This window comes from Streptomyces nitrosporeus (assembly GCF_008704555.1).
Taxonomy (GTDB): domain Bacteria; phylum Actinomycetota; class Actinomycetes; order Streptomycetales; family Streptomycetaceae; genus Streptomyces; species Streptomyces nitrosporeus.
This window is the reverse complement of the sequence record NZ_CP023702.1, coordinates 3,443,974-3,468,789: the sequence shown is the minus strand read 5'-3', so window position 1 is coordinate 3,468,789 and position 24,816 is coordinate 3,443,974. Positions and strand designations below refer to the sequence as shown.

The following is a 24,816-nucleotide window of genomic DNA, read 5'->3' as shown; positions in this document are numbered from 1 at the left end:
CGGTGGACGGCCTGTCGTACTGTCACCTGCTGGTGGGCGGCCTGTCGTACTGTCAGCTGCTGGTGGGCGGCCTGTCGTACTGTCACCTGCTGGTGGGCGGCCTGTCGTACTGTCACCTGCTGGTGGGCGGCCTGTCGTACTGTCACCTGCTGGTGGGCGGCCTGCCGTACTGTCACCTGCTGGGGGACGGCCCGTCGTACCGTCACAACTGCCGCAGCCGGCCGGCCACCCGCTGCGCGGCTTCGGGGTCCAGTCTCCGGAGGAGGACGTGGGCCGCCCTGTAATGGCGTTCCGCGGCAGAGGTGTCGCCTCTCGACCCGGCGGCCACGCCCAGCCACTCCAGGCAGCGGCCCTCCCAGTCCTCCGAGCGGGCCCGGTCCGACCGGAACACCGCCAGCGCCTCCTCCAGCAGGGCCACCCCCTCGGCGCCGGCACCCGCCTGCTCCAGCACATGGCCGAGCAGGGCCCGGACCCGGGTCTGCTCGTACGTTTCCTCCAGCGCTCCCAGCTCGGCCTCCGCCTGCCGCAGATACCGTGCCGCGGACGCGAGGTCGCCCTTGGCCCGGGCCGTCTCCCCGAGGCGCCGACGGGTCAGTGCGGCTCCTCGCCGGTGGCCGCCCGACTCCCTCAGCCGCAGGGCGTGTTCGAAGTACTCCTGGGCCTCGTCGAGGCGACCGGTGAGCAGGTGGAGGTGGCCGAGCCCGCTGATGGCCTGCGCCTCCTGCCGGGTGTCCCCGTCCGCTTCCGCCATCTCCAGGGCTCTTCGGTACCAGGAGGCCGCCTCCTCGTACCGGCCCGCGTTCCGCAGGCCGATCGCGCCCGAGGTGAGCATGCGGCCCTCGCCCGGCCCCGACCCGCTGAGGCGCGCCGCCTCCAGGCCGAGCCGGTGCGCCTCGATCCACAGGTCCGTGGGGCGCAGCCGCTGGAAGAGGGGCCAGGCCGAATCGGCCAGGCGCCAGCAGGAGGTGTGCCACCCGGCCCTCGCGCAGTGGCGGATGGCGCCCATGATCCCGTTGCGCTGGGTGTCCAGCCAGGCCAGTGCCTCGCCCGGCCCGTTCAGCGGGGTGGGGGTGATGACGGCTTCCGGGTCCTCCTGTCCGGGGAGGCGATGGCTGGGGACGAGGATGCGCTCGGCCGCGGCCGTGGTGGCCAGGCACCAGTCGACGTAGCGGCGCAGGACGCGGTCGTGCCACTCGTGCCCCTCCCCGTCCTGGCCGAGTCTGCGGGCGTGCGGCCGGACGACGTCATGGAGCCGGTAGGTTCCCGGCCCGGTCTCGTCCAGAAGGTTCGCCTCCATGAGGGTCTGCATGGTCATGTCGGTGAGCTGTGCCGCGTCCGGGGACCGGCCGCGCAGAGCGGCGGCCAGCATGAACGGGTCGTACCTGTCGGTGGGCAGCACACCCATCAGCCGGTAGAGCTCCGCGCCCCGGCCGGGCAGCGAGCGGTACGACAGGTCCAGTGCGGTGCGCAGGACCGCCTCTCCGTCGGCGTACAGCGCGCCGGCCGCCCCCTGCCCGTGTGCCAGGCTGTCGGCGAGGGCCGATACGGAGCGGTACGGGCGGACGGCGAGCTGTGCGGAGGCCAGCCCCACGGCCAGCGGCAGCCCTCCGCACAGCCGGACCACCTCATGGGCGGCCGTGGGCTCCCGGGCCACCCGGGCCCCGCCGCCGACGGCCAGCAGCTCCACCGCGGACTCGGCCGGGAGTCCGTCCAGCCGGTGGACGGACGCGCCGTCAGCGCGCAGCCCCGACAGCGAGTTCCTGCTGGTCACCACGGTGAGTGCGGCAGGGGCGCCGAGGAGCAGAGGGCGTACCTGCGCGGCGGAGAAAGCATTGTCCAGAAGGACGGCTATCCGCAGTTCGGCTGTCAACGACCGCCATAACGCAATGCGCTGGGCGGTGTCGGCGGGCACGGACGGAACTCCCAGGGAGACGAGGAAGGCTTCGAGGACGGCACCGGGCGACGAAGGGCCGTTCTCCGTCCCCGCCGCGTGGCCGGCCAGATCGGCGTACAGATGGCCGTCGGGGAAGCTGCTCGTGTGCTCCCGGAGCCAGTGGGAGACGAGGGTGGTCTTGCCCACCCCGGCGAGCCCTGTGACGACCATGATCCGGGAGGCCGGTGCGGACGGGCCGGCCCAGATCTCGTCCAGCGCCCGCCGGTCGCCGTCCCGGCCGAGGAGCCGGTTCGTCACGGCCGGCAGCTGGCGTGGCACGGGCGGCCGGGAGCGGGGGGCCTCGGCACGCGTGTGGAAGTGGATTCCGCCGCGGATGTCGCGGGCCTGGACGCTGGGGCCGTGCACCACGGAACCGCCGCTCATGACGTTGCCGGTGGAGCTGATCGCCCCGGTCGCCCCGGTCGCACCGACGGTCCCGGTCGCCCCGGTGTCCGACGGGGCGTGACGCCGTATCCAGCCGGTCAGGGCCTGCTCCACCCCGGTCTCCTCCGCCGCGAGCCGGTCCAGAGCACGGGCCAGCAGCCACCGGTCGGCCGGCGCCTGCGCCGGATCCGTCGCGGACACGGCCCCGAGCCTGGTCAGAGCCTCTTCCGGGCGGGCGGCCGTCGCCACGAGACGCGCCAGTTCATGCCAGGCGGACGGAGTCCGGATCGGCCCCGAGTGCCGCCAAGACCGAATACAGCGCTTCGAGCCGGGAAGATTCCATGAGGCTCCTTCGGGTGCTGTATGGCCGGTATCTCGGAACCTCCTCCCCAATCCATCAGAGAAACGAACAGAACTGTCCTTCAGTCGTTTAATTTCGGTCGTAGTTCTTCCGAGTATGTTCATTGCGGCAGGTTCATGGCAGCTTTGAACGCCCGGCCAGCAGAAGGCCCTACCGGCGGGAGGACGCTGGTGGAGTTCGAGATCCGGCTCTCGGGATTGGTGGAGGTGCGGACCGCAGGTCACAGCGGTGACCTCGGCCCGACGAAGACCCGTCTCACGCTGGCGGCCCTCGCCTGGGACGCGGAACGCACCGTGGACGTGGACACCCTGATCCACCGGGTCTGGGACGACCGCCCGCCGCTCAAGCCCCGGGAATCGCTGCACTCCCACGTGTCGAGGATCCGCAGCGGTTTGCAGTCCGCCGGCGCCGGCACGCCCGTGGTCGTCAGAGGCACCAACTCCTACGTCCTGCGGGTCCCGCCGGACCGTGTGGACCTCAGGCTGCACGCGGATCTCACCGGCCGGGGGCGCTCGCTGCGGGAAAGCGATCCGGAGGAGGCGCTGCGCCTGCTGGACCGCGCGGACGGCCTCTGGCGGGGTGAGCCCCTGGCCGGTATCGCCGGTTCCTGGCCCGAACACCTGCGGACCACCGTCGCGGGCACGGTGCTGGAGGCGGCGACGGCGCGGGCCGACGCACTCCTCGGCATGGGGAGGTTCACCGAAGCGGTACCCGTGCTCCTGCCCCTCGTGGAGGAACGGGCCCTGGACGAGGCACTGGCGGAGCGCCTGGTCATCGCCCTGTACGGAAGCGGCCGCACGGCCGAGGCGACCGGACTCCTCCAGCGGACCCGGCAGCGCATCGTCCGGGACGTAGGGCTCGACATGGGCCGCCGCCTGCACCGGGCCCACCAGGGGATCATCACCGGTACCCCCGCGGGGGACCTGCTGCGGCGGACGGACGACAGACGGGAAGCGGCCCCCGAGCGGCCGGCGAGTACGGCACCGGACAACCTGCCCCGCGACATCCCCTGGGTCGGGCGGCGCGACGAGCTCTACCGGCTGGGCTCGACGCTCGGTGAAGGCGCCGGGGAAACGGTGGTCACGGTCGAGGCGATCCATGGGATGGGGGGCGTGGGCAAGACCTCGCTCGCCGTCCACCTGGCGCACCGGCTGAAGGACCGCTTCCCGGACGGCCGGCTCTTCGTGCACCTGGGCGGACCCACGGTCGGGCGTCCCCCCGCCCGCGTACTGGCCGAACTGCTGCGTCTGCTCGGCATGCGCGCCGAGGAACTGCCACGTGAGGCGGACGAACTGACCGCCTTGTGGCGCTCGTCCGCGCGTAACCGGCGCATGCTCGTCGTCCTGGACGACGCGGTCGACTCCGAGCAGATCCGGCCGCTGCTCCCCGGGGCCTCGCCGACGGCGGTCATCGTCACCAGCCGACGGCGGCTCCCGGGGCTTCCGGGGGTGCGCGCGTTCTCCCTCGACGTACTGCCGGACGATGACGCGATCGAACTGTTCAACCGGCGGCTGGGAGCCCGACCGGGAACCGCGGAAGCGGCGACGGCCGACATCGTGCGCATCTGCTGCCATGTGCCGCTGGCGATCGAGATCGCGGCCAGCCGCCTGCTCGCCCGTCCCTCCTGGACCGTCTCGGATCTGCTGGGCCAGCTGGAGGGGGAGGGGGCGCTCGCCGCGTTGCAGGACGGGGAACGGACGATGACGCATGTGTTCGATCTCTCCTACCGTGCCCTGAGCGTCGGACAGCAGCTGGTTTTCCGGCGTATCGGACTGCACGACGGGGTGGAGTTCGGGCCGTCCGCCGTGGCCGCGCTCACCGGTCTCTCCTTCCGTACCGCAGAGGCGGTGCTGGAGGAACTCATGGCCCACCACCTCGTGTCGGAGCCCTCACCCCACCGGTTCACCATGCACGACCTGCTGCGCGAGTACGCCCGTTCGCTGGCCGAACCCGACGGGACCGATCCTGCGGATGCCGTACGGAATCTGGTCACCCACTACATCGGCGCGGCCGACCGCGCATCCGCAATGGCGTACCCCTTCCGGTCCCGCACGGAATTCGATGTCCCCCGGCACCTCGTCCCGTCGCTTCCGGAACTGGCCGGAGCGGGTCCGGCCGAGCAATGGCTGATCACCGAGAGCGGAAATCTGCTGAATGCACTGAACTGGTTTGCGAGTAACGGAACCGAGCACGAACTGGCGGTAGCGGTACGCGCGCTGGCGTGTTTCCTGGACGCGGAAGGCCATCTCGCCACCACCGAACCGCTGTTCCGGAAGGCCGTGCGGCACTGGGAGGTGCGGGGCGAGGACGTGGAGTGGGCGCAGGCGCTGCTCGACCTCAGCACGGTGCACACCCAGGGCGCCCACTACCCGGAAGGCATCACGGAGGCGGGAAAGGCACTGGAAGTCGCCCGCTCGGTGGGGGACCCCGAGCTGGAGTTCCAGAGTGCCCACCAGTTGTCGATCCTCTTCTGGCAGGCCGGCCGGTACGAGGAGGCGCGGTCATTACAGGAAGACTTACTGGGCTTGCCGACCGCTACGGAAGACAAACTGAAGGCGGCGCGCAGTCATAACATGCTGGGCATCATCAACCTCCATCTCGCAGAGTACCAGGATGCCCTTTTCTGCTTTACGCAGTCTCTTGCCGAGTTCGCCGAGATAGGGGATGCGAGAGGCCAGTACGTGGCCATCAACAACCTCGCGAAGTTCCATCAGAAAATCGGGGACAAGAAATCCGCCGAGTTGTATCTGCGGCAGGCGATAGCCGAGATGCCGGGTGTGGGGACCAAACGCGACCAGGTCACGGTGCACATGAACCTGGCGGACGTACTGGAGGCGCAGGGGCGGGTCGACGAGGCGCTCAGCCTCTACGCCGCGGTCCTCCCTGTGCTGAGGGAGCTGGGAGACCTGCGTGGAGAGACGATCGCCTTGAACGGGATGGGGCGGGCACACCTGGCGGTCGGTCGCGGCGAGGAGGCGCTGGGGTGGCACACGAGCGCCCTGACGGTGGCGCGCCGCATCGATGCCGCAGGTGAGGAGGCCGATGTGCTCCACGATCTCGCGATGGCCGAGTGTGAGGCGGGCAGCGTGGAACGGGCGGTCGCCCACCTGGAGGAGAGCTTGGCGATCAGCAGGCGCATAGGCGCGCGCGCAGAGGAAGCGCGCGCCGTGTGCGCCCTCACCCGAATGCGCGGATTGTCTGAAGGTCTGTAGGTATGACTACGCGCGCGCCGAAGCCTGTGAGGCTTCGGGCGGCGCGATGGGCGGGAATTCCTGCATACATTCAATTTTATATGCCATAGGCATATGACAGCGGCGCGCATGAGGCAATGGGCGCCTCGTGGGCCGGATGACGGGTGATCAAGGTCCCCGCTTTGGCGCTAGGCTGTGGCCAATCGAAACGCAGCCGCCGCTTCCGTGGGGAAGGGGGCTGCCCGCTCATTGCACAGAGAAAGCGAACCAATGCGTAATTTTCTCCGCGCCCTTATATTGATGTCATTTACATGTATTGCATACACCGCAAGGCCGGGCGGATTCCTGACCGGGGCCGGCGGGGCTTTCCTCTGACGAATGCGGTTCCCGGTGCCGGCAGACGGCCGCCGGCACCGGGCCACGGGCGCGGCCCGGCACCGGGGCCCGGCCGGCGGCCCTCCTCCCCGGCCGCCGGCAGACGGCCGCCGGCTCGTGGGCGCGACCGGTTCGCGCCCTCCCCGGAAGACACTGTTCCTGGGACCATGGCGCATCGATCCGTTCGTGGACGGGGGGCGCGGAGCATGGAACCGATCTCGGCAGCACTGCTCGTGGCACTGGCGACCGGGACCGCGGGGGAGGCCGGGCGGCACCTCTGGCTGACGCTGAGCGGACTGGTGCGCAGGAGCCGGGGACGCGACGCGGAAGAGGGCGGCCCGCCCGCCCTGGCGGCCGCCGAGGACGAACTGGACGCACTGGTCTCGGCACCCCACGACGAGGAACGCGCAAGGCGGTTGAGCGAGGCCCTGGGGCACCGGGCCCGGTCCGAGCCCGCCTTCGGGGCGGGGCTCGCGCAGTGGCACCAGCAGGCGCAGGCGCTGCGGACCGGTGATGGCGAGACGCGCAACGACATCAGCGGCGGCACCCAGAACGGCCCGGTCCTCCAGGGCCGTGACTTCTCCGGCATCCACTTCGGCACCCCGGACGGCCCTCCGCCGGCCCGATGAGGCTCCACCGGGGCCTCCCGGTACGGCAACGGGCCCTCCACCGGGCGGAGAACCGCCTGCGGAGGGGCCGTGTACCCGTGACAAGTGCTTACTTCTTCTTGCCCCGGGTCTTGCGGAATATCTCGTCCACCAGGGTTTTCGCAGGTGGGGACGCTGGTCGACTTGGCGTGAGCGGTCGCCATTGGTCGTTATCGGGTGCCGTTGAGCAACCTCGGACGGCCCAGGGGCGGCCCAGCCTGAGGCGCCCGAGTACGGCTTCAGGGGCCCACTCAGGCTCGCTGCGCTCGCCATGGTTCTACGTGAAGGCATCTTTCCTGCCGGGTATATTGATCCGAAACGGTTTGGGTTCTGAGTCGTTGGTGGGGTGTGAGCGATCTGGTGGGGGACGCGCGGCATCTGTCGCCGTCGGCGCAGGAGGCGCTGCGGTTGCGTGCGGTGGCCGCGTTGGTGGCGGGGCGGGGCCGTGAGGACGTGGCAGCAGTCTTCGGGGTGTCGCTGAAGGCCGTCGATGGGTGGTGGGCGAAGTGGCAGGCCGGCGGCCGGGAGGCGCTGGTCATGCAGCCGCGGGGCAAGCCGGTCGGGGTGCACCAGGTGCTCGGGGAGGCCGAGCAGGCCGCCGTGCGGCAGGCGGTCCTCGATCACCGGCCCTGCGACGTGGGGCTGAGCGGGCAGTTGTGGACGCGGCGACTGGTGGGCGAGCTGATCGCGAAGCTGTACCGGCTGCGGCTGACCGAACCGGGGGTGGGTAAGTACCTGAAGCGGTGGGGGCTGTCCTTCCAGCGTCCGGACAAGCGGGCCGTGGAGCAGGACCCGGAGGCCGTGCGCCGCTGGCACGAGGAGACCTGGCCCGCGATCCGGGCGAAGGCGAAGAAGGACGGCGGTGAGGTCCTGTTCGTCGACCAGGTCGGCATCCGTTTTGACCAGGTCACCGGCCGCACCTGGGGAGAGAAGGGGAAGACTCCCGTCGTGCGGCGGACCGGCAACCGGTTCTCGGTGAACGCGATGTCCGCGATCAGTACCAAGGGTCGGATGCACTTCATGGTCTTCGCCGAGAGCTTCACCGCCGAGGTGATGTGCCGCTTCCTGGACCGGCTCGCCGGCCACTTCGACCGCAAGGTCCATCTCGTGGTGGACGGGCACTCCGCCCACCGTTCCAGGAAGGTCCGCGACTGGCTCGCTGCCCATCCCGACGACGTCGAGTTGCACTTCCTGCCCCCGTACTCGCCCGAGCTGAACCCCGACGAGCTGGTCAACGCTGACCTCAAGCACAGTCTGCCCAAGCGGCACCGGGCCCGGGACCAAGCCGAACTCGCCGCGGAGACCCGCCGCTTCTTCCGTGGACGCCAGCGTCAGCCACACATCATTCGCGGATACTTCGGCGGCCCGCACGTCCGCTACGTCCTGGACGAGAACCCCATGAGTTTCTGATCAATAGAAAGAGGTGACTCAACCCCGCCGATCTCGCACAGATCACAGACCACGTACTCGACTTCAAACGCCAGCTTGGATCGCACGTACCCCGCTCGGATGCGTCAACCCGTCCGCTCGTAAGCTCCGGCTGGATGACCAACCCATGGTTTTGGTGGGGTGGCGGTCCGATCGGATCGGTAGAACTCGGGGTAGGCCCATCGGCGGAGCCGGTCACGCAAAGTTGGCTTCTCGGGACACGCTCGCACCCAATGCACGTGGTCAGCGAGCTGCCCCACAGCACAGATGGCCGCTTCCTTCTCCAGCGGCGAAGGAGCAGAGCCGCCCCGGAGGCCGGCACAGAAGGCTTCCGGGAAGAGGTACAGACGTACTTCGCCTGGCGAGGACGGGCGATGTCGGCTGATTGCCTGACAGGTGGGGGATGTGTCCGGTAGATGTGTGCGCGTGACTGACTCCACGCCCGAAAATGACGAGCCCACCTCCTTCGGTCAGAAGACGAAGAAATGGTACGAGAAAAACAAGCCGACGATCCGCGCCGTGGGGGGCGCATTCGGTGCCGTGGCCGCGTTCTTCGCAGTCGCAGTAGTCGCGTACACCATTAGCCCGGACGACGCCGAGGACGCCGGCTCGGCCGCTGACTCTGCGGACGAGAGCGAGCAGCGGAACTCGCCCGTCAAGCACGCCGTCACTCCGCACACGAGGCGGCTCTCTGACGGCCGCGAGATCGATGTGTCGGGATACGAGCGGGGCGGCTCCTCGGAAGATGAGGACGAAGACCCCGGCGAAGCCGCAGCCTGAGCGCCTCGCATTCCTGAGCAGTGCCGACGGATGCGCTACCGAACGTAGTCAAGGCCGACTGCCAGCACACCTCCTTACGATGTCGTCGAACTGTGCGACAAAGGGGTGGATGTGGCAGTAGCCAAGCAGGAAGTGCTGAGTAGGGGCCGGGGGAGCCAGCCGCTCTGGGTGTGGATCATGGTTCTAACCGCCCATGGCGGTCGCTGCGTGTACTGCGCCGAGAGGCCATCGCAAACTCTGGAGCACGAGGCACCGCTGGCGAGCGGAGCAGGACGAGATCTCTGGTGGAACTGAGCTGTACCGAGTTCCGTAGAGTCCGGTGATCTTGTTTCAGGCGGACTGCGGGGTTTGGTCATGGCTCCGCCAGAAGGCTTCCTCGTACTCGGCCGGCGGCACGTAGTCGAGCGCGGGGTGAAGACGCTCTTCGTTGTACCAGGTGATCTACTGGAAGATCGCCCGCTCGACCTGGTCGACGTCCTTCCAGGGGCCCTGCATCTCGATCAGCTCGGCTTTGAGGGTGCCGTTCAAGGCCTCGGCCATCGCGTTGTCATAGCTGTCCGCGACGGACCCGACCGACGCGGAGGCGCCGATGTCGGCGAGCCGGTCGGTGTGCCGAATTGATACATATTGCGACCCGCGGTCGCTGTGATGAATGAGGCCGGAATCCTTCTTGATCCGGCGCTTCCACACCGCCATCTCCAGTGCGTCCAGCGGGAGTTCTGTCCGCATATGCTTCGCGACCTGCCATCCGACGATCATCCGCGAGTACACGTCCAGGACGAACGCTACATCGCCCACCCCGACCAGGTGCGGACATACATCATGTCCGCCACCCACGGCTGATCAGACCGCGAGGCTGTGAAGTCGCGGTCGACCAGGTCCGGCGGACGGGGTGCCGACGGCTCTGGAACCGTGGTCCGGCGTCGTCGGCCACGGGTGACGCCCTCCAGGCCCAGCTCGGCCATCAGCCGCTCGACGGTGCAGCGGGCCACCTCGACGCCCTTGCGCCCCAGGGCCCGCGTGATCCGGCGGGCACCATAGGTGCTGCCCGAATCGTCATGAATCTTTTCGATCAGCGGCATGAGCTGTTCGTCCCAGGGCCGGCGGGCCGACTTCGGCCGCTTCTTGCGGGCGAAGTACGTCGACGCGGACAGCTCCAGTACCCGGCAGACGGGATCGACCCCGAGGCCGTATCCACGCAGGTGGTCGATCACCTGCTCGGCCTCGTCCGGGGACGGTCGATCTCCTGGGCAAAAAACACCGAGGCGGCTTTCAGGATCTCACTCGCCCGCTTCAGCTCGGCGTTTTCCCTGCGAAGTTGCTTCAACTCGTCGAGCTCGGCGGTGGTGAGCCGGTCGTCCCGCTCGCCGCGGTCGGTCTCGGCCTGGCGGACCCAGCCGCGCAGGGCTTCCTTGTGGATGTTCAGGTCCTTCGCGACGTGGGCGATGGGGCGGCCGGTGGTGCGGACCTCGCGCGCTCGCGGAGCTCGTCCGGGTATTTACGGGGTGCTGCCATGGTGCTGGTGGATCTCCTTCGCCAGGACGGTAACCCTGGCATCAGGGACTCCATAAATCTCAGTACAGCTCAGGGCTGAGTGCTACGAAGCCCAAGCCTCGGCCCCGAGCACCTTGGGATCAAGAAATTCCTCGAAGAGGTCTCGCCCAGCGCTGCCCGCAACTACGCTGCCTCCAGGTTCGTGAGATGCAGCGAGGCTCAATGCAGCAACAGACCTGGAACAGTGATCGCCGCCGCACTGCCATCGGCCGTGTCGCCCTCTCCGTCCCCGTCCGCCAAGCTCTCGCCGACAGACAGCTCACGCCTGACAGAACGATCCTCGACTACGGCTGTGGACGCGGCGACGACGTGCGGGCCTTGGAAAGACTGGACTGCAAGGTCGTCGGCTGGGACCCCTACTACCGCTCGGAGACGCGTGCTGAGCCGTCCTCGGTTGTCCTCCTCACTTACGTCTTGAACGTGATCGAGGACCCGGCTGAACGCCGTGAAACCCTGAAGCGCGCCTGGGAACTCGCCAGCACCGTTCTGATCGTCTCCGCACGTCTCACCTGGGAGAAGTCCAAAGTCCGCGGCGAGGCATTCGGTGACGGACTGCTCACCAGCCGCCAGACCTTCCAACATCTCTTCGGTGCCAATGAGCTGCGCTCCTACGTCGAGGAAGTCACCGGTGCCCGGGTTGTCTCGGCGGCCCCCGGCATCGTCTACGTCTTCAAGGACGACACAGCCCGACTCGGCTATCTCGCCCATCGGATCACCCCAGATGCCGAGTGGCTGACCTCCGAGGACACCGCGTCCGCGATCACGGCTCTCGTCGACTACGTGGAGCGGCGGGGACGTCTGCCCCGCATTGACGAGATGCCCCGGGCGACGGCCGAACTCCTCGCGCATCTCAAGCCCGGTGAGGTAAAGCGACTGGTGAACGACACCGCAGATCCCGGCAAGGTTGCTGAGGGCGGAAAGCGCTCCACCTTGAACACTCTGCTCTACCTGGCGGTGGAGCTGTTCAACGGCCGAGGCCCCTTCGCCAGCTTGCCCCTCGGCGTGCAGCTCGACGTCCGATCCTTCTTCACGTCGTACAAGGAAGCCTGCCAGCGATCCGACCGGCTCCTCCTCAAGCTCCGCGACGACGCCTACGTGCGCGGCGCCATGAACGCCTCAGCCATCGGCAAGATGACACCGACCGCGCTGTACGTCCATCGGCGCGCCCTGGGCCGTATGCCCACGATCCTGCGCCTGTATGAGCACTGCGCGTCCATCGCCGCCGGCCGCCCACAGGAATGGACCCTGGCGAAGCTGAAGCATCAAGGCCGGGCCGTCAGTTGGCTCGACTATCCCGAGTTCGACAAGGACCCACACCCGCGGATCTTGTCCTCCTACCTAGTGGATCTGAAGTCCCTCGAGACGTCACACCTGTCCTACGCGAACTCGGAGAACCGCCCGCTTCTCCACCGCAAGCATGAGTTCCTGGCACCGGACGACCCCGATGTGGACCGTTACCACCGGCTCACCAGCTCCGAGGTGAAGGCGGGGCTGTACGAGCACCCACACCTCATCGGCACCGAGAAGGGCTGGGAAGCCGAGCTCATCCGCTGCGGCCGCGAACTGCGCGGCCACCGGCTCGTCCGGCGTCCGGAAGGCTGACCCAGCTCTCGAAGATCAGACTGCGTCAGGCTGCATCCGAGCGATCGTCGCTGCCACATCCTCCGGGTCGAAGTCTGCAATCTGACTCGGGAACCACGAAAATCGCAGCCCATTGGTTGCAACTTCCTCTGGCAATCCCATCGCTGTCAGAACGTGACTGGGCGTGTACGCCGCGCTAGTGCATGCCGAGCCGGTCGCCACAGCTACCTGACTCTTAAGACGCACGATCAACGCCTCCGCATTGAGGCCATCGAACGTCACGTTCAGAATGTGGGGCACGGTGCGATCAGCGTCCCCGTTAATCCGGAAGCGCGTCTTGCCAAGGGCGGTGAGCATTCGCTCTCGGATCGCAAGGGCGTCCCGCTTCCAACGAGCCTGCCCCTCGTTGAAAATCCTTGCTGCTTCATAGAGACCCATGATCAGCGGCACAGGTAGCGTCCCCGGGCGGAGCTTCCGCTCCTGGCCGCCTCCGAACATGATCGGCTCCAGTGGAACCTTGTCCCACCCGCGTCGTCGCGTCACCAGCGCCCCCACGCCCTTCGGGGCGCCGATCTTATGGCCGCTGATGCTGATCATGTCGATGGGGGCCTTGAGGTCCTGCGGGAGCTTGCCGTAGCCCTGTGCGGCGTCGACATGCAGGAATGTCGGCGTCTCGCAGAGCTTCTCGGCGAGCTCCGCGACGGGCTGGATGACGCCAGTCTCGTTGTTCACGTGCATGAGGGAGACCAAGAGCGTGTCTGGGCGCAGCCTCGCCAGTACCGCCTCTGTCTCGATTCGGCCAGATGCTCCCGGCTCCAAGAAGTCGACCTCGAAGCCCCGGCTCTGTAGGTGCTGAAGGGGCTCAAGCACTGCCTTGTGCTCGATTGCGGACGTGATGATGTGGCGTCGCTCACTCTTCTCGCCGTAGGGAGCCATACCCAGAAGGGCGATGTTGTTCGACTCGGTTGCCCCGGAGGTGAAGATGACCTCCTCCGTCTTGGCGCCTACCGAGCCCGCTAGGTATGCCCGAGCTTCTTGCACCGCCTTCTTGGCGCGTGCTCCGTACTCATGGGTGCGGCTGCCGGCGTTGCCGAACTCTTCAGTCATCCAGTGGAGTACGACATCCGCCACGCGGGGGTCCACCCGAGTCGTTGCTGCCACATCCAGATACGCCACCACAACCGCCACCCACTTCTAGGACGTTTCTCGTACCATCGTGTACGTCAATCGGTTAACGTACACGTGCGACGCGTTAACGCGCCGCAGGGCACCGCCGCCGCCTCTGTCAACACAAGAGGTGCCGCACGTCATCCCGCCGGGTGGCGTCACGGCGAGGCGCCCACCGATTCACGCTTCGCCCCTGCGCTAGCTCCATCGCGACCTGGGTGCTGAGGGGGAGCGCTGGTACGTCAAATGATGGCTGCCAGTTGACGCCAGTACGTTAAAGTTGCGAAGTGGAGAGCGAAGCTGTGGCACCTGCGACCCGAGTCGTCGCCCCCCGCACTTCCACGGGGTTCGAGTACACCTTCCCTGCGATCCGCGGCATTCAGGCAGGTCGAGAGTTCTACGTCTCTATGTGCCCGCTACGGCTGATCCCCAAGATCTTTATCTTTGACGAAGATGAGCTGTCTCCGGAGCTGCGGGCGCAACGCATCCTCAACAAGGGGAGACTCCCCGCCCTCACTAAGTACATTCTGGACAATCCGTCTGATTACGTCTTCAGTGCTCTGACTGCTTCGGTCGATGGCGAAATGGACTTCGACAGCCACAGCGCGGATGGCCCAGGCTTCCGCACAGGGCAGCTCCGCATCCCCATGGACGCCAGGTTCTTGATCAATGATGGGCAGCACCGACGGGCAGCCATCGAGCTCGCCCTCAAGGAGAGCCCAGACCTGAACGAGGAGACGATTGCTGTCGTTTTCTTCCACGACGCCGGGTTGGATCGATCCCAGCAGATGTTCGCCGACCTCAACCGGCATGCTGTCCGTCCGGCGCGCTCCATCGGTGTTCTCTACGACCACCGGGACCCTTCCTCCCAGGTGGTGCGGGAGATGACGGGAAGGGCGAAGATCTTCAAGGGCTACGTCGAGATGGAGAAAAGCAATCTCTCGGCCCGTTCCCGGATGATGTTCACCTTGAGCGCCCTGTACTACGGAACGCAGGCGCTCCTCCAAGGACTTGACCTCAAGCAAGACGCTGCTACGGAGCTGGCTCAGCTGTACTGGGAGACGATCGACAAGGCCCTCCCTGAGTGGGAGATGGTCCGCACCCGTGCTCTCACCTCCGCCGAGATGCGGCGCGACTTCATCCATAGTCACGGCATCGCCCTTCATGCCCTCGGGCGAATCGGAAACTCCCTCTTGCGTGAATCCACCTCGCCGGCCAAGTGGCAGAAGCGGCTCACCCCGCTTGAGCAGGTGGACTGGGCGCGGGCGAATACCGACTGGGAGGGACGTGCCATCGTCGGCGGCCGTGTGTCCAAGAGCCACCAGAACGTGACCCTGACTGTGAACTACCTGCGCAACCACCTCGGTCTCGGGCTTAGCCCCGAGGAGCAGCGCGTGGAAGACGCATACCTGCGAGGCGATGCATGAATACCCCCCTTCCCCTTGGCCTGCCCTCCGTCCGACGGCTGCCGTTTGACGGTCGGCTACTCGACGACGTCGTCGCCGAACTGACTGACGAGGTGCGTGAGCTCTACACCGCGGATGAAGTTCCTTGGGTGATCGGGTACAGCGGTGGCAAGGACTCCACCGCAGTCCTTCAGCTGGTCTGGGCGGCGCTGAAAGAACTGCCAGCCGACAAACTCACCAAGCCGGTTCATGTCATCAGCACAGACACCCTGGTTGAGAACCCGGTAGTGGCGGCTTGGGTTACTGCGTCGCTCGAAACCATGGAGAAGGCTGCTGCCGAACAGGGGTTGCCTGTCGAGCCGCATCGCCTGACTCCAGAGATCAAGGACACCTTCTGGGTCAACCTCATCGGCCGCGGATACCCTGCACCGCGTCCCAAGTTCCGTTGGTGCACCGAGCGGTTGAAGATCAAACCTTCCAACTTGTTCATCCGAAGTGTCGTAGCCGCCCACGGCGAAGCCATCATGGTCCTCGGTATTCGCAAGACTGAGAGCCAGGCCCGTGCCCGCGCGATGGAGAAGCACGAGAAGCGCCGTGTCCGCGACCGACTCTCGCCGAACGCAAACCTTCCTAACTCACTCGTCTACAGCCCCGTTGAGGACTGGACCAACGATGACGTGTGGGAGTACCTGATGCAGAAGCCCAACCCATGGGGCTACAACAATCAGGACCTCCTCAGCATGTATCAGGGTGCCTCTGAAGATGGGGAATGCCCGCTGGTGGTCGACTCCACTACTCCGTCTTGTGGTTCAAGCCGCTTCGGCTGCTGGACGTGCACGCTGGTCGAGCAGGACAAGTCAATGACGGCAATGATCCAAAACGACGAAGAGAAGGAGTGGATGATCCCTCTGCTGAACTTGAGGGACAAACTCGATTCGCCCTTTGGTTTCGTTGAGGACAAGCTGGACCCCGACTACCAGCCCGGCAAAAAGATCCCGCACCCTCGGCCAGATAAGCAAGCTCGTGACTTCCGTCGGATGAACGGACAGGTCAACCTGTTCACTCGTCGCAGCGATGGGGAATTCAGCGTCGTCCATGGCCCCTACCTTCAGAAGTACCGGGAGGAGTGGCTCAGGGAGCTCCTGACTGCCCAAACCTGGATCAGGGCCCACGCGCCCGAGCACGTCCGCAACATTGAGCTCATCAGCATCGAAGAGCTCACGGAGATCCGGCGCATCTGGGTCTTCGACAAGCACGAGGTCGAGGACTCTGTACCGACGATCTACAAGAAGGCTACTGGCGAGGAGTTCCCCGGTGGTCCGCTCGATGAGCAGCTCGTCATGGGTGCCGATGAGATGGAGCTCCTCAAAGAGGTCTGTGACGGTGACGAGTTGCATTACGACATGGTGCGCGAGTTGCTCTCCGTCGAGCGCAAGTACCGCACCATGACGCGACGCTCAGGACTCTTCCAGGCACTCGAAGGTGCGGTACAGAAGGGCTTCTATGAGGATCGTGACGATGCCGTCGCGTTCGCGCAGCGCAAGAAGAAGTGGCGCGAAGAGGTAGAGACCAACCCGACCTTCGACGAAGTGACCGACACTGATGCTCCTGCGTAACATCACCCTTGAAGAGTTCGGCGCTTATCGAGGTAAGCAGTCACTCGACCTCACCGTGAAGAAGAGCAAGCCGATCATCCTGATCGGTGGACTCAACGGTTGCGGCAAGACGACTCTGCTCGATGCCATCCAGCTCGCCCTGTACGGTCCGCGTGCCCGGTGCAGTGGACGAGGTAGCAAGGCATACGAGACCTACCTTCGCGAGAGCATCAACCGACAGCACGACCCGGCACGTGGTTCCTCAGTTACTTTGGAATTTACCGTCACTGTCGACGGTAAAGAGCACTACTACAGAGTCGTCCGAAGCTGGCACGTCAACGGCAAGACTCTGAAGGAATTCCTCAACGTCTCCGTTGATGAGAACTACGTCACCAAGCCTGGGCGCCGTACTCAGCCAGAACTGAAGTACAGCAGGCTACTCAGCGAAGGCTGGGCAGACCACGTCGAAGACCTGCTTCCGCTTGAAGTGGCATCGCTGTCCTTCTTCGACGGCGAGAAGATCGAGTCCCTCGCCGACCCCGAGCGTGCAGCCTCGGTCATCGAGTCAGCGGTGCATTCCTTGCTCGGAGTAAGCACCGTGCAACAACTCCGCACTGACCTGCTCGCACTCCAACGTCGCCAGAAACTGTCCGATGAGGAACAGCACCTGATGGACAACATTCGTGCACAGGAGCATGAATGCGAATCTGTTCAGGAACAGTTGGACGTGGCGGAGCAGGATTCGAAGCACCAAGATGCTCTGCTGAAGAATGCTCGCCACAAACTTGAGAGCTTGGAGCGCGAGTTCCAGAACGAAGGAGGCGGCCTCTTTGAGCGCCGTCTCGAGATCGAGCAAGAGCGTAAGCGGGCTGACGAGCGCCTTGCCGAGCTTCGTTTGTCCCTAGCCCAGCTCGCAGCAGGCCCGCTCCCACTGCTCATGATGCGTACGCACCTGAAGGACGTCCGCAAGCAGGCCCGGCGTGAGCAGTCGGCGGCTGAAGCCGGCCAGGTCCTTGACGTCTTGGAGCAGCGAGATCAGTGGCTGCTCGATCTCTTGCCCGAGGATGCAAGGGACACCATCACGAAAAGGCTGGAGGAAGACCGAGCCAAGCGCTCCAAGTCTTCTGTCTTGAAGGTGGACTTCGTGCTTCCCCACGATGCTCTGGCGCAGCTGACGGTGCTTGACGAGGTTCTTGTACGAGACGAGGCTCGGGCCAGCGAGCTTCTGGCACATGTTGCCGCTGCTGCTGAGGAGCTCGATCAACTGGATCGGCAGCTGGCCGGTGTTCCGGAGCAGAGCAAGGTAGAAGACCTCCAGAAGAAGCGCGCAGCACAGCTCAAAGAGCTTGCCCGCATGGAGGCCACAGTTGCCCGTGGCAGGGAACGCGCCGCCGAACTCAAGCGGCGTCGGGCCAACGTGGAAGCCGCCCTTGAACGTGCTCACAAGGAGTTCGTCCGGACGAAGGTGAAGGCCAAAGAGGTCGAGCGGATCATCAAGTACTCGGAGAAGGCCCGCGGTACTCTTGAGCGCTTTGGGGAAGCACTCCTGCAGCGGCATATCAGTCGGCTTGAGGTGGCTGTACTGCAGAGCTTTAAGGACCTCATGCGAAAGCGGGGACTCGTCCAAGACCTCCGCATCGCCGACGACTTCAGGCTCACCCTGACCGACTCTCAAGGCGACACGATCGACCCTGGGCGCCTCAGTGCTGGCGAGCGCCAAATCCTAGCCGTCTCACTTCTGTGGGGGTTGATGAAGGTCGCCGGAAACCGCCTTCCCAGCGTGATCGACACGCCCCTCGGACGCCTCGACAGCCGCCATCGCGAGCACCTTGTGGACCGATACTTCCCGCAGGCGAGCGACCAGGTACTTCTCCTCTCCACTGACAAGGAGATCGACGAATACCTGCTGGGCCGCCTGAAGAAGTCGGTAGCCCATACGTACACGCTGGTCCACGACGATACGACTTTCACCACCAACGTCGTCGAGGGGTACTGGTGGAACGAAGGAGCCCTGCATGTCGCTCGATAGCGTCCGTCTCTCACAGCCAGCCAAAGATCGTTTGTCGTGGCTGAAGCGCACGACCGGGATCCCCAACTGGAACGTTCTGTGTCGGTGGGCCCTCGTCATGTCACTCAAGGACCCGTCGACGCCGTTGGTGAAGGACATCGTCACCGATTCGACTGTGGAGATGTCGTGGAAGACCTTTGCCGGCCAGTATGGCGACATCTATCTGGCACTCCTTAAGCAACGCTGTATTGCCGACGGGGACGAGCCGACGGATGAAAACGTCGCCAAGACTTTGACGATTCATCTACATCGAGGCATCGGCCACCTTGGTGGCCAAAAGGAATTCCAGTCCCTGGAAGGCTTGGTCGGAGCGGCCAACCCTACGTAATGAATGCGCTGGCAAGTTTCGTGCACATACCGGAAACCTGCCAGCGCATTCCAGCTACATCGTGGACGATGCGGCAAGACGCTTCGGCCCGATCCACCTATCCAGATACCAGGGGTCGTGAACCTCGCAGTACACGGCGAGATTCACTGGTGTAAGGGCGCCCTTTGGGTTTCTAGGCCCCGCGAACAGCTCGCTGTCTTCAATTTTCGATGAGCACCCATCGGGGTGCTCGCACCTTCTGCGAGTGGCAACCGTACGCAATACCCACAGCGGCTGGGGTCGTGTCACGGGCCCAAGCGTAGGATGCTGAAATATGCCACCTGACCACGGGGTGGCATCGTAAATGTTCGTGTACCGATTCTTTATCGAATTGCACCAGCCACAGGCAAGGCGCAAGTTATCGGCATTCGTCTTCCCTCCGTCTGTAACGGGGATGACATGATCGACCTCGATACATAGTTGTGCGGGACGCTGACCGCGAGGGCGTGTGAAGTCAACGAGTTTCGGTACCGGTGGAATATCCTTAGACTCGCAGAGAAACTTTTTCCGAGCCGGGGACTCGAACAAGAATCCGCACAGATAGCAGCGTGGTTGTGGTTGTCCACGAGCCCAGAGCTCTTTGCGTAGCGAAACTCCGATCGGGGCCCGCTTCCGTTCTCTTCGGGCGATGACCAGTTGCCAGGCGAATGTGGTGAGCGCTTTGGCGTATTTCTTGCGCTCGTCGAGGGGGACCAGCGGGCTGGTGGCGTCAAAAAATGCCAGTATCGGTAGGTGAAGGTGTCCGATGTTGAGTGTCGTGTCCAGCTCGTACGGGGCAAGGTCCACCAGGCTTTCGATGAACCATCGCGCCCATACCGTGGAGAGATCTCCGCGTAGAAGCCAGCCGTGATTGCCTGGGATAACTTCTGGAACCGTGTGCTTCGAGAGTGACCTCAAAGCCTCATCTGACCAGTTACTGTCCAGCGCTTTCTTGATCTCGGCGAAGAATTCGCCGACTTCCTGCGGCTGCATCATGCCCCTGCAGTTGGGTTGAACTCGCCTTCCTTGGGCAGGTAGTCAGGGTTCCTGCGGTAGTCATTCCACAGGCGGGCCCAAGTGCGACGAATCAGAGGGGTGTCCTTTTTCTCGACTTTCCAGTTCCGGTTGAAGTAGGCGAGATTAACCCCGTCAAGCCACTCACTCATGGTGGCGTCGACATCGGCCAGATTATTGAGCGTCCTCTTCTGGGTGCGAAGATACTCAAAGTAGTCGGCGGCCAGGATCGTCAGAGATACCTTATTGAACAGGTTGCTTCGCGTCGTCCCCCACGCATTGAGCGCCTCGGGATCATCGGAGCCAAATTTCTCCCTGATGTTCGAGTAGAACCTGATGAAGACTTCGCGCCAGGGGCCGTCGGGGCGACCCCATTCGGCAAGCTTCTCCTTGTGGGTGTCAAAGGTAGCCACGTAGGAACTGTCGTCCAGGTGGAATTTTGCCCAGGCTTTTGCCCAGTCATTCTTCTGTGCGAAGAGCTTGCCACCTGACAGCTCACGGAAGATGCTGACGAGTCCCTTGAGTACGGACCACTGGAGATGGGTGTTCTGATCCCCGGTAGCACCCGTGATGCCTGTTTGCACGAAGTTCTTGAAAGGACTTTCATCAGTGCGGGTGAGGTAGGCAATGGCTTGCGAGTCATCGAGCTTGATGCCGGCGTCCTTGAGACGCTGGGCAACAGGGTCGAGCTCTTCTTTGCTCAGGCTGGTTGAAACGATCGTGCCCAGGAGCGCCTTTCCCATGGGGGTCGCCTTCTGGTTGACCACCACGAACTGAAAGACGTGCTCGCTCGGGCTGTCGTCCATGAGTAGGGAGACCGGGAGCTGTCGGGAGTGCTGGCCGATGAACTCGTCCTTCGCTTGCCCGGGGTCTTTGCCAGCCTCAGCCGCGTCTAGCAGGAAGTCTTCCCCTTCACTTCCTTCGGCGAGGCTCTCGGCTGCGAGCACGGCGCCCTTTAGGCGATGCTGACCGTCTACAAGCATAACCGGCTTGAGGTAACTGATCATGGCACCGCGGTCGAACCCGAGGATTCTGTCGGGGTTCACATCTGTGTCCAAAGCTTCAAGGACCCTGATGCGTCCTTTGAGCTCGGTGTAAAAGTCGATCAGATGCGTCTCGTCTGTGAGGAGCACGCTGGCAGCATCCGTGTCGTCACCGCTGCCCCCGTTTTCCTCCGCTCCCTCTTCGTCCTCCTCGTCGTCCTCTTCTGTCAGAACTTCGAGCCCGTGCTCTTTGCGTCCTCGGTCCATGATCGAAGACAAGCGATCCGGATCCAGATCCGTTTCCTTGAGTTCCGGAACTCGTGACTCCAGTTGTTCGACAACCTGAGTCATGAGGTCCAGCAGAGAGGTGTCGCTGAAGTCAGGGCTCACGATCTTGATCGTGCCGAACTGGGGGTGCCCATCGAGCTCTTCGAACTCCACCAGTGTCTTGGTCTGCGGCGCCGCAAGGAGCGGGTTCTGCACGATGTTGCGCTCGTCATGGTAGAAGCTCGAAAGCTCACGGATGCGAGTCTTGTTCTCTTGTCGCTGGAAGCCGATCGTTTCCTCGTCGTCCAGTCGGCTGCGCTGCGGGACGCCGACCCATCGGTCGATCTCGGTCGCCGGCGCCGCGAAGAAGACCAACGGCTTGCCAGATGCCGTTTGCTGCGTGATGTGTGCTGGGTACGTGTATGTGATCGTCTTCGCGTTCACGCAGGGTCCTCCAGAGCGACATGATCCAAGCCGCCCCCAACGCTACCTGGTGACAGAAGCCGACAGGGCGTTCTTTCAGCACTCCTCGCGCCTCCGTGCCTTGTGACCTGCGCCCGCGCGGGCAGATGGGAATCCGCAGGGATGACAGTGAGGGGAAGGGCCGCGAAGCTGTTCCATAGGAGATGGGGGCGTTCCGCAGATGACTGTCAGTGGCACGCTCTACAGTTCAAGAACCTGCTCATGCCGAAGCCGACCACCTGGCGACGACGGCCAAAGGGAGAGTGGGTCAAGACTGAGTGGGTCCGGCTTACAGCAGCCGGGCACCGGGGAGGGGCTCCATGCTCCAGCTCAACGAAGTTCGTATCGAAACGATGTGCCGTCTCTACGCGAAGTACATCAAGCGTCCGTGGGATGGCGAGTACCTCGACTGGCTCGACACCGCACTGAACCTCACGCTCGGCGACAAGCGCGCCGCGGAGGACCCCGACCATCTGTGCCGGAACGTCATTAGGGACGTACGCCGGACCATACGTCGCGCGCATGCCAATGCTCGCGAGCAGGCCGCCTGCCGTCCACTCGCTGACGCAGCTCGCCGCCGTGTGTGTTCCACGTCTGCGGACGGAGCGATGGTTGCTGAGGTGATCACCCATGTCACCCCCGAAGATTGTGCCGTCGCAGCGGAGACTCTGCAGGAGCTGAGAGCGTTCGCGAGGGCGCTCGGATCTCATGGGACTGCGTGCCTCCAAGGAATGCTCGACATGATGACCGTCGCCGACTGCGCAGTGCAGACGCAGCGGTCCGTGGCGACCGTGGAACGGACTCGGCGTGCGCTTCGCCAGCACGCGAAGACACTCATCAGCATCACGGCGTGACGGGGCTCCAAGGATCAGGGGTTCGTCTTGGTGAGCCGTACGAGAGCAAGGGAAGTCTGGCTCTCCGTTTCACACGGGCCATGGTCAACCTACAAATTCCTGCGGGAACCGTCGGCGCTTATCTGCTTCTGCGATACGAACAGCAGCAGGCCACGCCCTTGTACGTCGGCCGCTCCGACACCTGTCTTCGCCGACGTCTGATTCGTCATCCCCTCTATAACCGCGCCACGCACTTCGTAGCTGCGCCAACCCGCGACAGCCACCACGCCTACGCCATCGAGTCGTACTGGTACCACCGCTACCTCTCGACGAGCGCCACGATCACCAACTTGATCCACCCCGCCAGCCCCGCAGGAACAGGCCGATGCTGCCCGTACTGCCATGAGACCGAAATCGAGCGCGCGCTGCGCCGCGCTCTCCCTCCGCCGCACACTCTGTAGATCAGGAGACCAGCATGAACGACATCGCCGAGGGCGCCATTCCCGTCGTCCTGTCCGGCCAGGCACTCCTCAGCCTCCGTGAGTCGGGCCATAACTTCCCGTCCGCAGTCGGGGAAGTGATCGACAACAGCGTCGAGGCACGCGCCAACCACGTCCAGATCATGACTGAAGAGGTCATGAAGGGGCGCAAGAAGGTGATCAGCCAGATCGCCTTTTTCGACGACGGGGAGGGCATGGATGACAAGACCCTGCACCACTACCTGCAACTTGGCTTCTCCACGCGGTTCATGTCCGACAAGACCATCGGAAAGTTCGGTGTCGGCGCCAAGCTGGCCGGCCTCAGCGTGGGCACGTGCATCGAAGCATGGTCTCGTGTGGCGGGTAGCGAGGCGATCAGGCATGTGAAGTTCGACCTGGACGATGCCGTCGAAGCAGAGAAGCGGGGGGAGAAGATCGGCATTAATCCGCCCAACGATGAGCCGCTGCCCGCCCATCTCGTGCCCTACTTCCCGGAAGGCACCGGGACGCTAGTCCTCTGGTCCAAGATCGACCGGGTGTCCGACGGACACGGCCGCAGCACCCCGGATCACGTCCGCACAGAAATCACCAAGGAACTCTCCAGGATCTTCCGGGACTTCCTCTGCGGCGGCATCAAGATCACGGTCGACCACACCGATCTTGTGCCCCACGACCCGACGTTTCTGCGCAAGGGAACTTGGGTGGACAAGGTCCTGACGGATGAAATCGCTCGCCGCGAGAAAGCACCGCGGGACGACAAGGACACCCACTTCGAGGGGCAGGTCTTCTTCAACGAAGAAGTGGACGTCCAGGGAACCGATCACAAGATTCGAGTGGTCATTACGCTCGCACCCCGCGAAGTGCTGCGGGCCAAGGGCAAGGGTGGAGACACCCTGGCACGCAAGCTGCGGTTGCCCGAGAACGAGGGCGCAATCAGCTTCATGCGGCTCGACCGCGAGATCAGTTACACGCCGGTGGCCCGTCTCTTCCCCGACGGGATCCTTACGCCGGACAGGTTTATCGGCTTCGAGGTCTACTTCACCCCTGAGCTCGACCGCCTCATGGGCGTCCGCAACGTCAAGCGCGGAGCAGTGCCGGCAGATGAACTCCGCAAGACTCTCCGCGATTTGGCTCGCCGGATCATCCCGCGGGCGCGCGAAGAACTCCAGCGCCACTGGGGCGATGACGATCGGACCGAAGCGGTGAAGTCAGGGGAGCACGCCCCTCTGGCCAAGGCGGTGAAGGAAGCCGATCGCACGATGCCCAAGTCGCGAGTCAAGGACGTACCCACTCCGGACGAACGGGACAGGGAGTACGTCGACCTTGCTCAGGACGCGGGGCGCAGCTCGACCGAGGAAGAGCAGGCAGCGTACGTCCAAGAGATCAAGGACATGCCCTTCGTGATCGAGACGGTCAGCTTCCCTGGCGACCAACTCATCGAGCTGACCCACCTTGGGGACCAGACGATCATCCGGCTCAATCAGCGACACGCCTTCTACCGGGAGATGTACGAGCCGCTTAATGCTCTCTCCAAGGACGTCACCATGGCGAATGCTCCGTCGCTGCAGACGACGGCACGTCGAGCGATCGAAGCCATAACTCTGCTGCTCGTCGCCTACGCGAAGGCTGAGTCGATGCACGACACCCCGAACGAGCAGTACGGACAGTTGAGGAAGCAATGGGGCGGCTTCGCTGAGCTATACCTCAACAAGATCAAGGACGTTCTCTGACAGCCGAGATCACCCGCTAGTCCGTGCCCTGGTGCAAGCCGTCATCGCTTGTGCCAGGGCACGTTTCTGTGTGCCCCGTGCTTTTGAAGAACTGCTCGGGGGTCTGTCAAACGAGCCGCTCTGGCCCGTAATCGGTGGTAGCGCCGTGTAGTGATCACTGGAGGAGGATGCGGTGGCGGAGCAGGGGGAACCCGGCTCGGCCGTGCATCTTGGCGCCGCATGCCTGTCGCTG

18 protein-coding genes are annotated in these 24,816 nt (G+C 64.6%); 11 read left to right on the top strand and 7 right to left on the bottom strand.

The annotated features are described in order from the left end of the window. Positions 1-202: 202 nt before the first annotated feature. Entirely contained in the window at positions 203-2,518 is a 2,316-nt protein-coding gene (locus CP967_RS15310; protein ID WP_229888461.1) for an ATP-binding protein, read from the bottom strand. Between the two features lie 330 nt (positions 2,519-2,848). Here CP967_RS15310 and CP967_RS35130 point away from each other — a divergent pair, with 330 nt between their 5' ends. The 4 genes from CP967_RS35130 to CP967_RS15290 all read left to right on the top strand — a co-directional run bounded on the left by CP967_RS35130 (position 2,849) and on the right by CP967_RS15290 (position 9,099). Further along, positions 2,849-5,890 carry an AfsR/SARP family transcriptional regulator gene (locus CP967_RS35130; RefSeq protein ID WP_150488517.1) on the top strand — a complete coding sequence of 1,014 codons (3,042 nt, stop codon included), beginning with the start codon at positions 2,849-2,851 and terminating at the stop codon, positions 5,888-5,890. A 560-nt stretch (positions 5,891-6,450) separates the two neighbouring features. Further along, positions 6,451-6,873: a hypothetical protein gene (locus tag CP967_RS15300; RefSeq protein WP_150488516.1), complete on the top strand. Its 423-nt coding sequence runs from the start codon at positions 6,451-6,453 to the stop codon at positions 6,871-6,873. Between the two features lie 366 nt (positions 6,874-7,239). Then, a complete protein-coding gene (locus CP967_RS15295; RefSeq protein ID WP_208838870.1) occupies positions 7,240-8,301 on the top strand; it encodes an IS630 family transposase in 1,062 nt (353 codons plus the stop codon). Between the two features lie 444 nt (positions 8,302-8,745). Then, positions 8,746-9,099, top strand: a complete 354-nt coding sequence (locus tag CP967_RS15290; RefSeq protein ID WP_150488515.1) for a hypothetical protein — start codon at positions 8,746-8,748, stop codon at positions 9,097-9,099. A gap of 441 nt (positions 9,100-9,540) precedes the next feature. Here the strand turns inward: CP967_RS15290 and CP967_RS15285 are convergent, their stop codons facing one another. Genes CP967_RS15285 through CP967_RS35425 form a run of 3 tightly spaced genes read right to left on the bottom strand, consistent with a single transcriptional unit; the run spans position 9,541 to position 10,519 of the window. Continuing rightward, complete coding sequence (locus CP967_RS15285) at positions 9,541-9,897, bottom strand: DDE-type integrase/transposase/recombinase (RefSeq protein WP_150488514.1); 357 nt, start codon at positions 9,895-9,897, stop codon at positions 9,541-9,543. Further along, positions 9,885-10,313, bottom strand: coding sequence for an IS3 family transposase (locus CP967_RS15280; RefSeq protein WP_150488513.1), 429 nt, complete (start codon positions 10,311-10,313; stop codon positions 9,885-9,887). Before CP967_RS15280 ends, CP967_RS15285 begins: the two co-directional genes overlap by 13 nt. Further along, positions 10,310-10,519: a transposase gene (locus CP967_RS35425; protein ID WP_381816125.1), complete on the bottom strand. Its 210-nt coding sequence runs from the start codon at positions 10,517-10,519 to the stop codon at positions 10,310-10,312. Before CP967_RS35425 ends, CP967_RS15280 begins: the two co-directional genes overlap by 4 nt. Positions 10,520-10,815: 296 nt before the next feature. Between CP967_RS35425 and CP967_RS15270 the strand changes: the two genes are divergently transcribed. Beyond that, a complete protein-coding gene (locus tag CP967_RS15270; protein WP_150488512.1) occupies positions 10,816-12,255 on the top strand; it encodes a DNA phosphorothioation-associated putative methyltransferase in 1,440 nt (479 codons plus the stop codon). A 15-nt stretch (positions 12,256-12,270) separates the two neighbouring features. On the opposite strand, the gene dndA is transcribed toward CP967_RS15270, so the two are convergent. Continuing rightward, entirely contained in the window at positions 12,271-13,422 is a 1,152-nt protein-coding gene (dndA, locus tag CP967_RS15265) for a cysteine desulfurase DndA (protein ID WP_208838869.1), read from the bottom strand. 266 nt (positions 13,423-13,688) lie between these two features. Between dndA and dndB the strand changes: the two genes are divergently transcribed. From dndB to dndE, 4 genes are read left to right on the top strand one after another with little or no spacing between them, the layout of a single operon-like run. Then, positions 13,689-14,828, top strand: coding sequence for a DNA sulfur modification protein DndB (dndB, locus tag CP967_RS15260; RefSeq protein ID WP_229888462.1), 1,140 nt, complete (start codon positions 13,689-13,691; stop codon positions 14,826-14,828). Then, positions 14,825-16,423 carry a DNA phosphorothioation system sulfurtransferase DndC gene (gene dndC / locus CP967_RS15255; protein ID WP_150488511.1) on the top strand — a complete coding sequence of 533 codons (1,599 nt, stop codon included), beginning with the start codon at positions 14,825-14,827 and terminating at the stop codon, positions 16,421-16,423. The genes dndB and dndC overlap by 4 nt, the downstream gene beginning before the upstream one ends. Then, positions 16,410-18,431 (top strand): DNA sulfur modification protein DndD, encoded by a 2,022-nt coding sequence (gene dndD / locus CP967_RS15250; RefSeq protein WP_150488510.1) that lies wholly within the window; start codon positions 16,410-16,412, stop codon positions 18,429-18,431. Before dndC ends, dndD begins: the two co-directional genes overlap by 14 nt. Then, positions 18,418-18,798: a DNA sulfur modification protein DndE gene (gene dndE, locus CP967_RS15245; protein WP_150488509.1), complete on the top strand. Its 381-nt coding sequence runs from the start codon at positions 18,418-18,420 to the stop codon at positions 18,796-18,798. The genes dndD and dndE overlap by 14 nt, the downstream gene beginning before the upstream one ends. A 54-nt stretch (positions 18,799-18,852) precedes the next feature. Here the strand turns inward: dndE and CP967_RS35420 are convergent, their stop codons facing one another. Together CP967_RS35420 and CP967_RS15235 are read right to left on the bottom strand one after the other, a co-directional pair. Continuing rightward, positions 18,853-19,809 (bottom strand): HNH endonuclease, encoded by a 957-nt coding sequence (locus CP967_RS35420; RefSeq protein WP_150491861.1) that lies wholly within the window; start codon positions 19,807-19,809, stop codon positions 18,853-18,855. After that, positions 19,809-21,524, bottom strand: a complete 1,716-nt coding sequence (locus CP967_RS15235) for a ParB N-terminal domain-containing protein (RefSeq protein ID WP_150488508.1) — start codon at positions 21,522-21,524, stop codon at positions 19,809-19,811. Before CP967_RS15235 ends, CP967_RS35420 begins: the two co-directional genes overlap by 1 nt. A 338-nt stretch (positions 21,525-21,862) precedes the next feature. Here CP967_RS15235 and CP967_RS15230 point away from each other — a divergent pair, with 338 nt between their 5' ends. Together CP967_RS15230 and CP967_RS15225 are read left to right on the top strand one after the other, a co-directional pair. Beyond that, positions 21,863-22,396 (top strand): hypothetical protein, encoded by a 534-nt coding sequence (locus tag CP967_RS15230; protein ID WP_150488507.1) that lies wholly within the window; start codon positions 21,863-21,865, stop codon positions 22,394-22,396. A 454-nt stretch (positions 22,397-22,850) separates the two neighbouring features. Continuing rightward, a complete protein-coding gene (locus tag CP967_RS15225) occupies positions 22,851-24,584 on the top strand; it encodes an ATP-binding protein (RefSeq protein WP_150488506.1) in 1,734 nt (577 codons plus the stop codon). Positions 24,585-24,816: the final 232 nt, after the last annotated feature.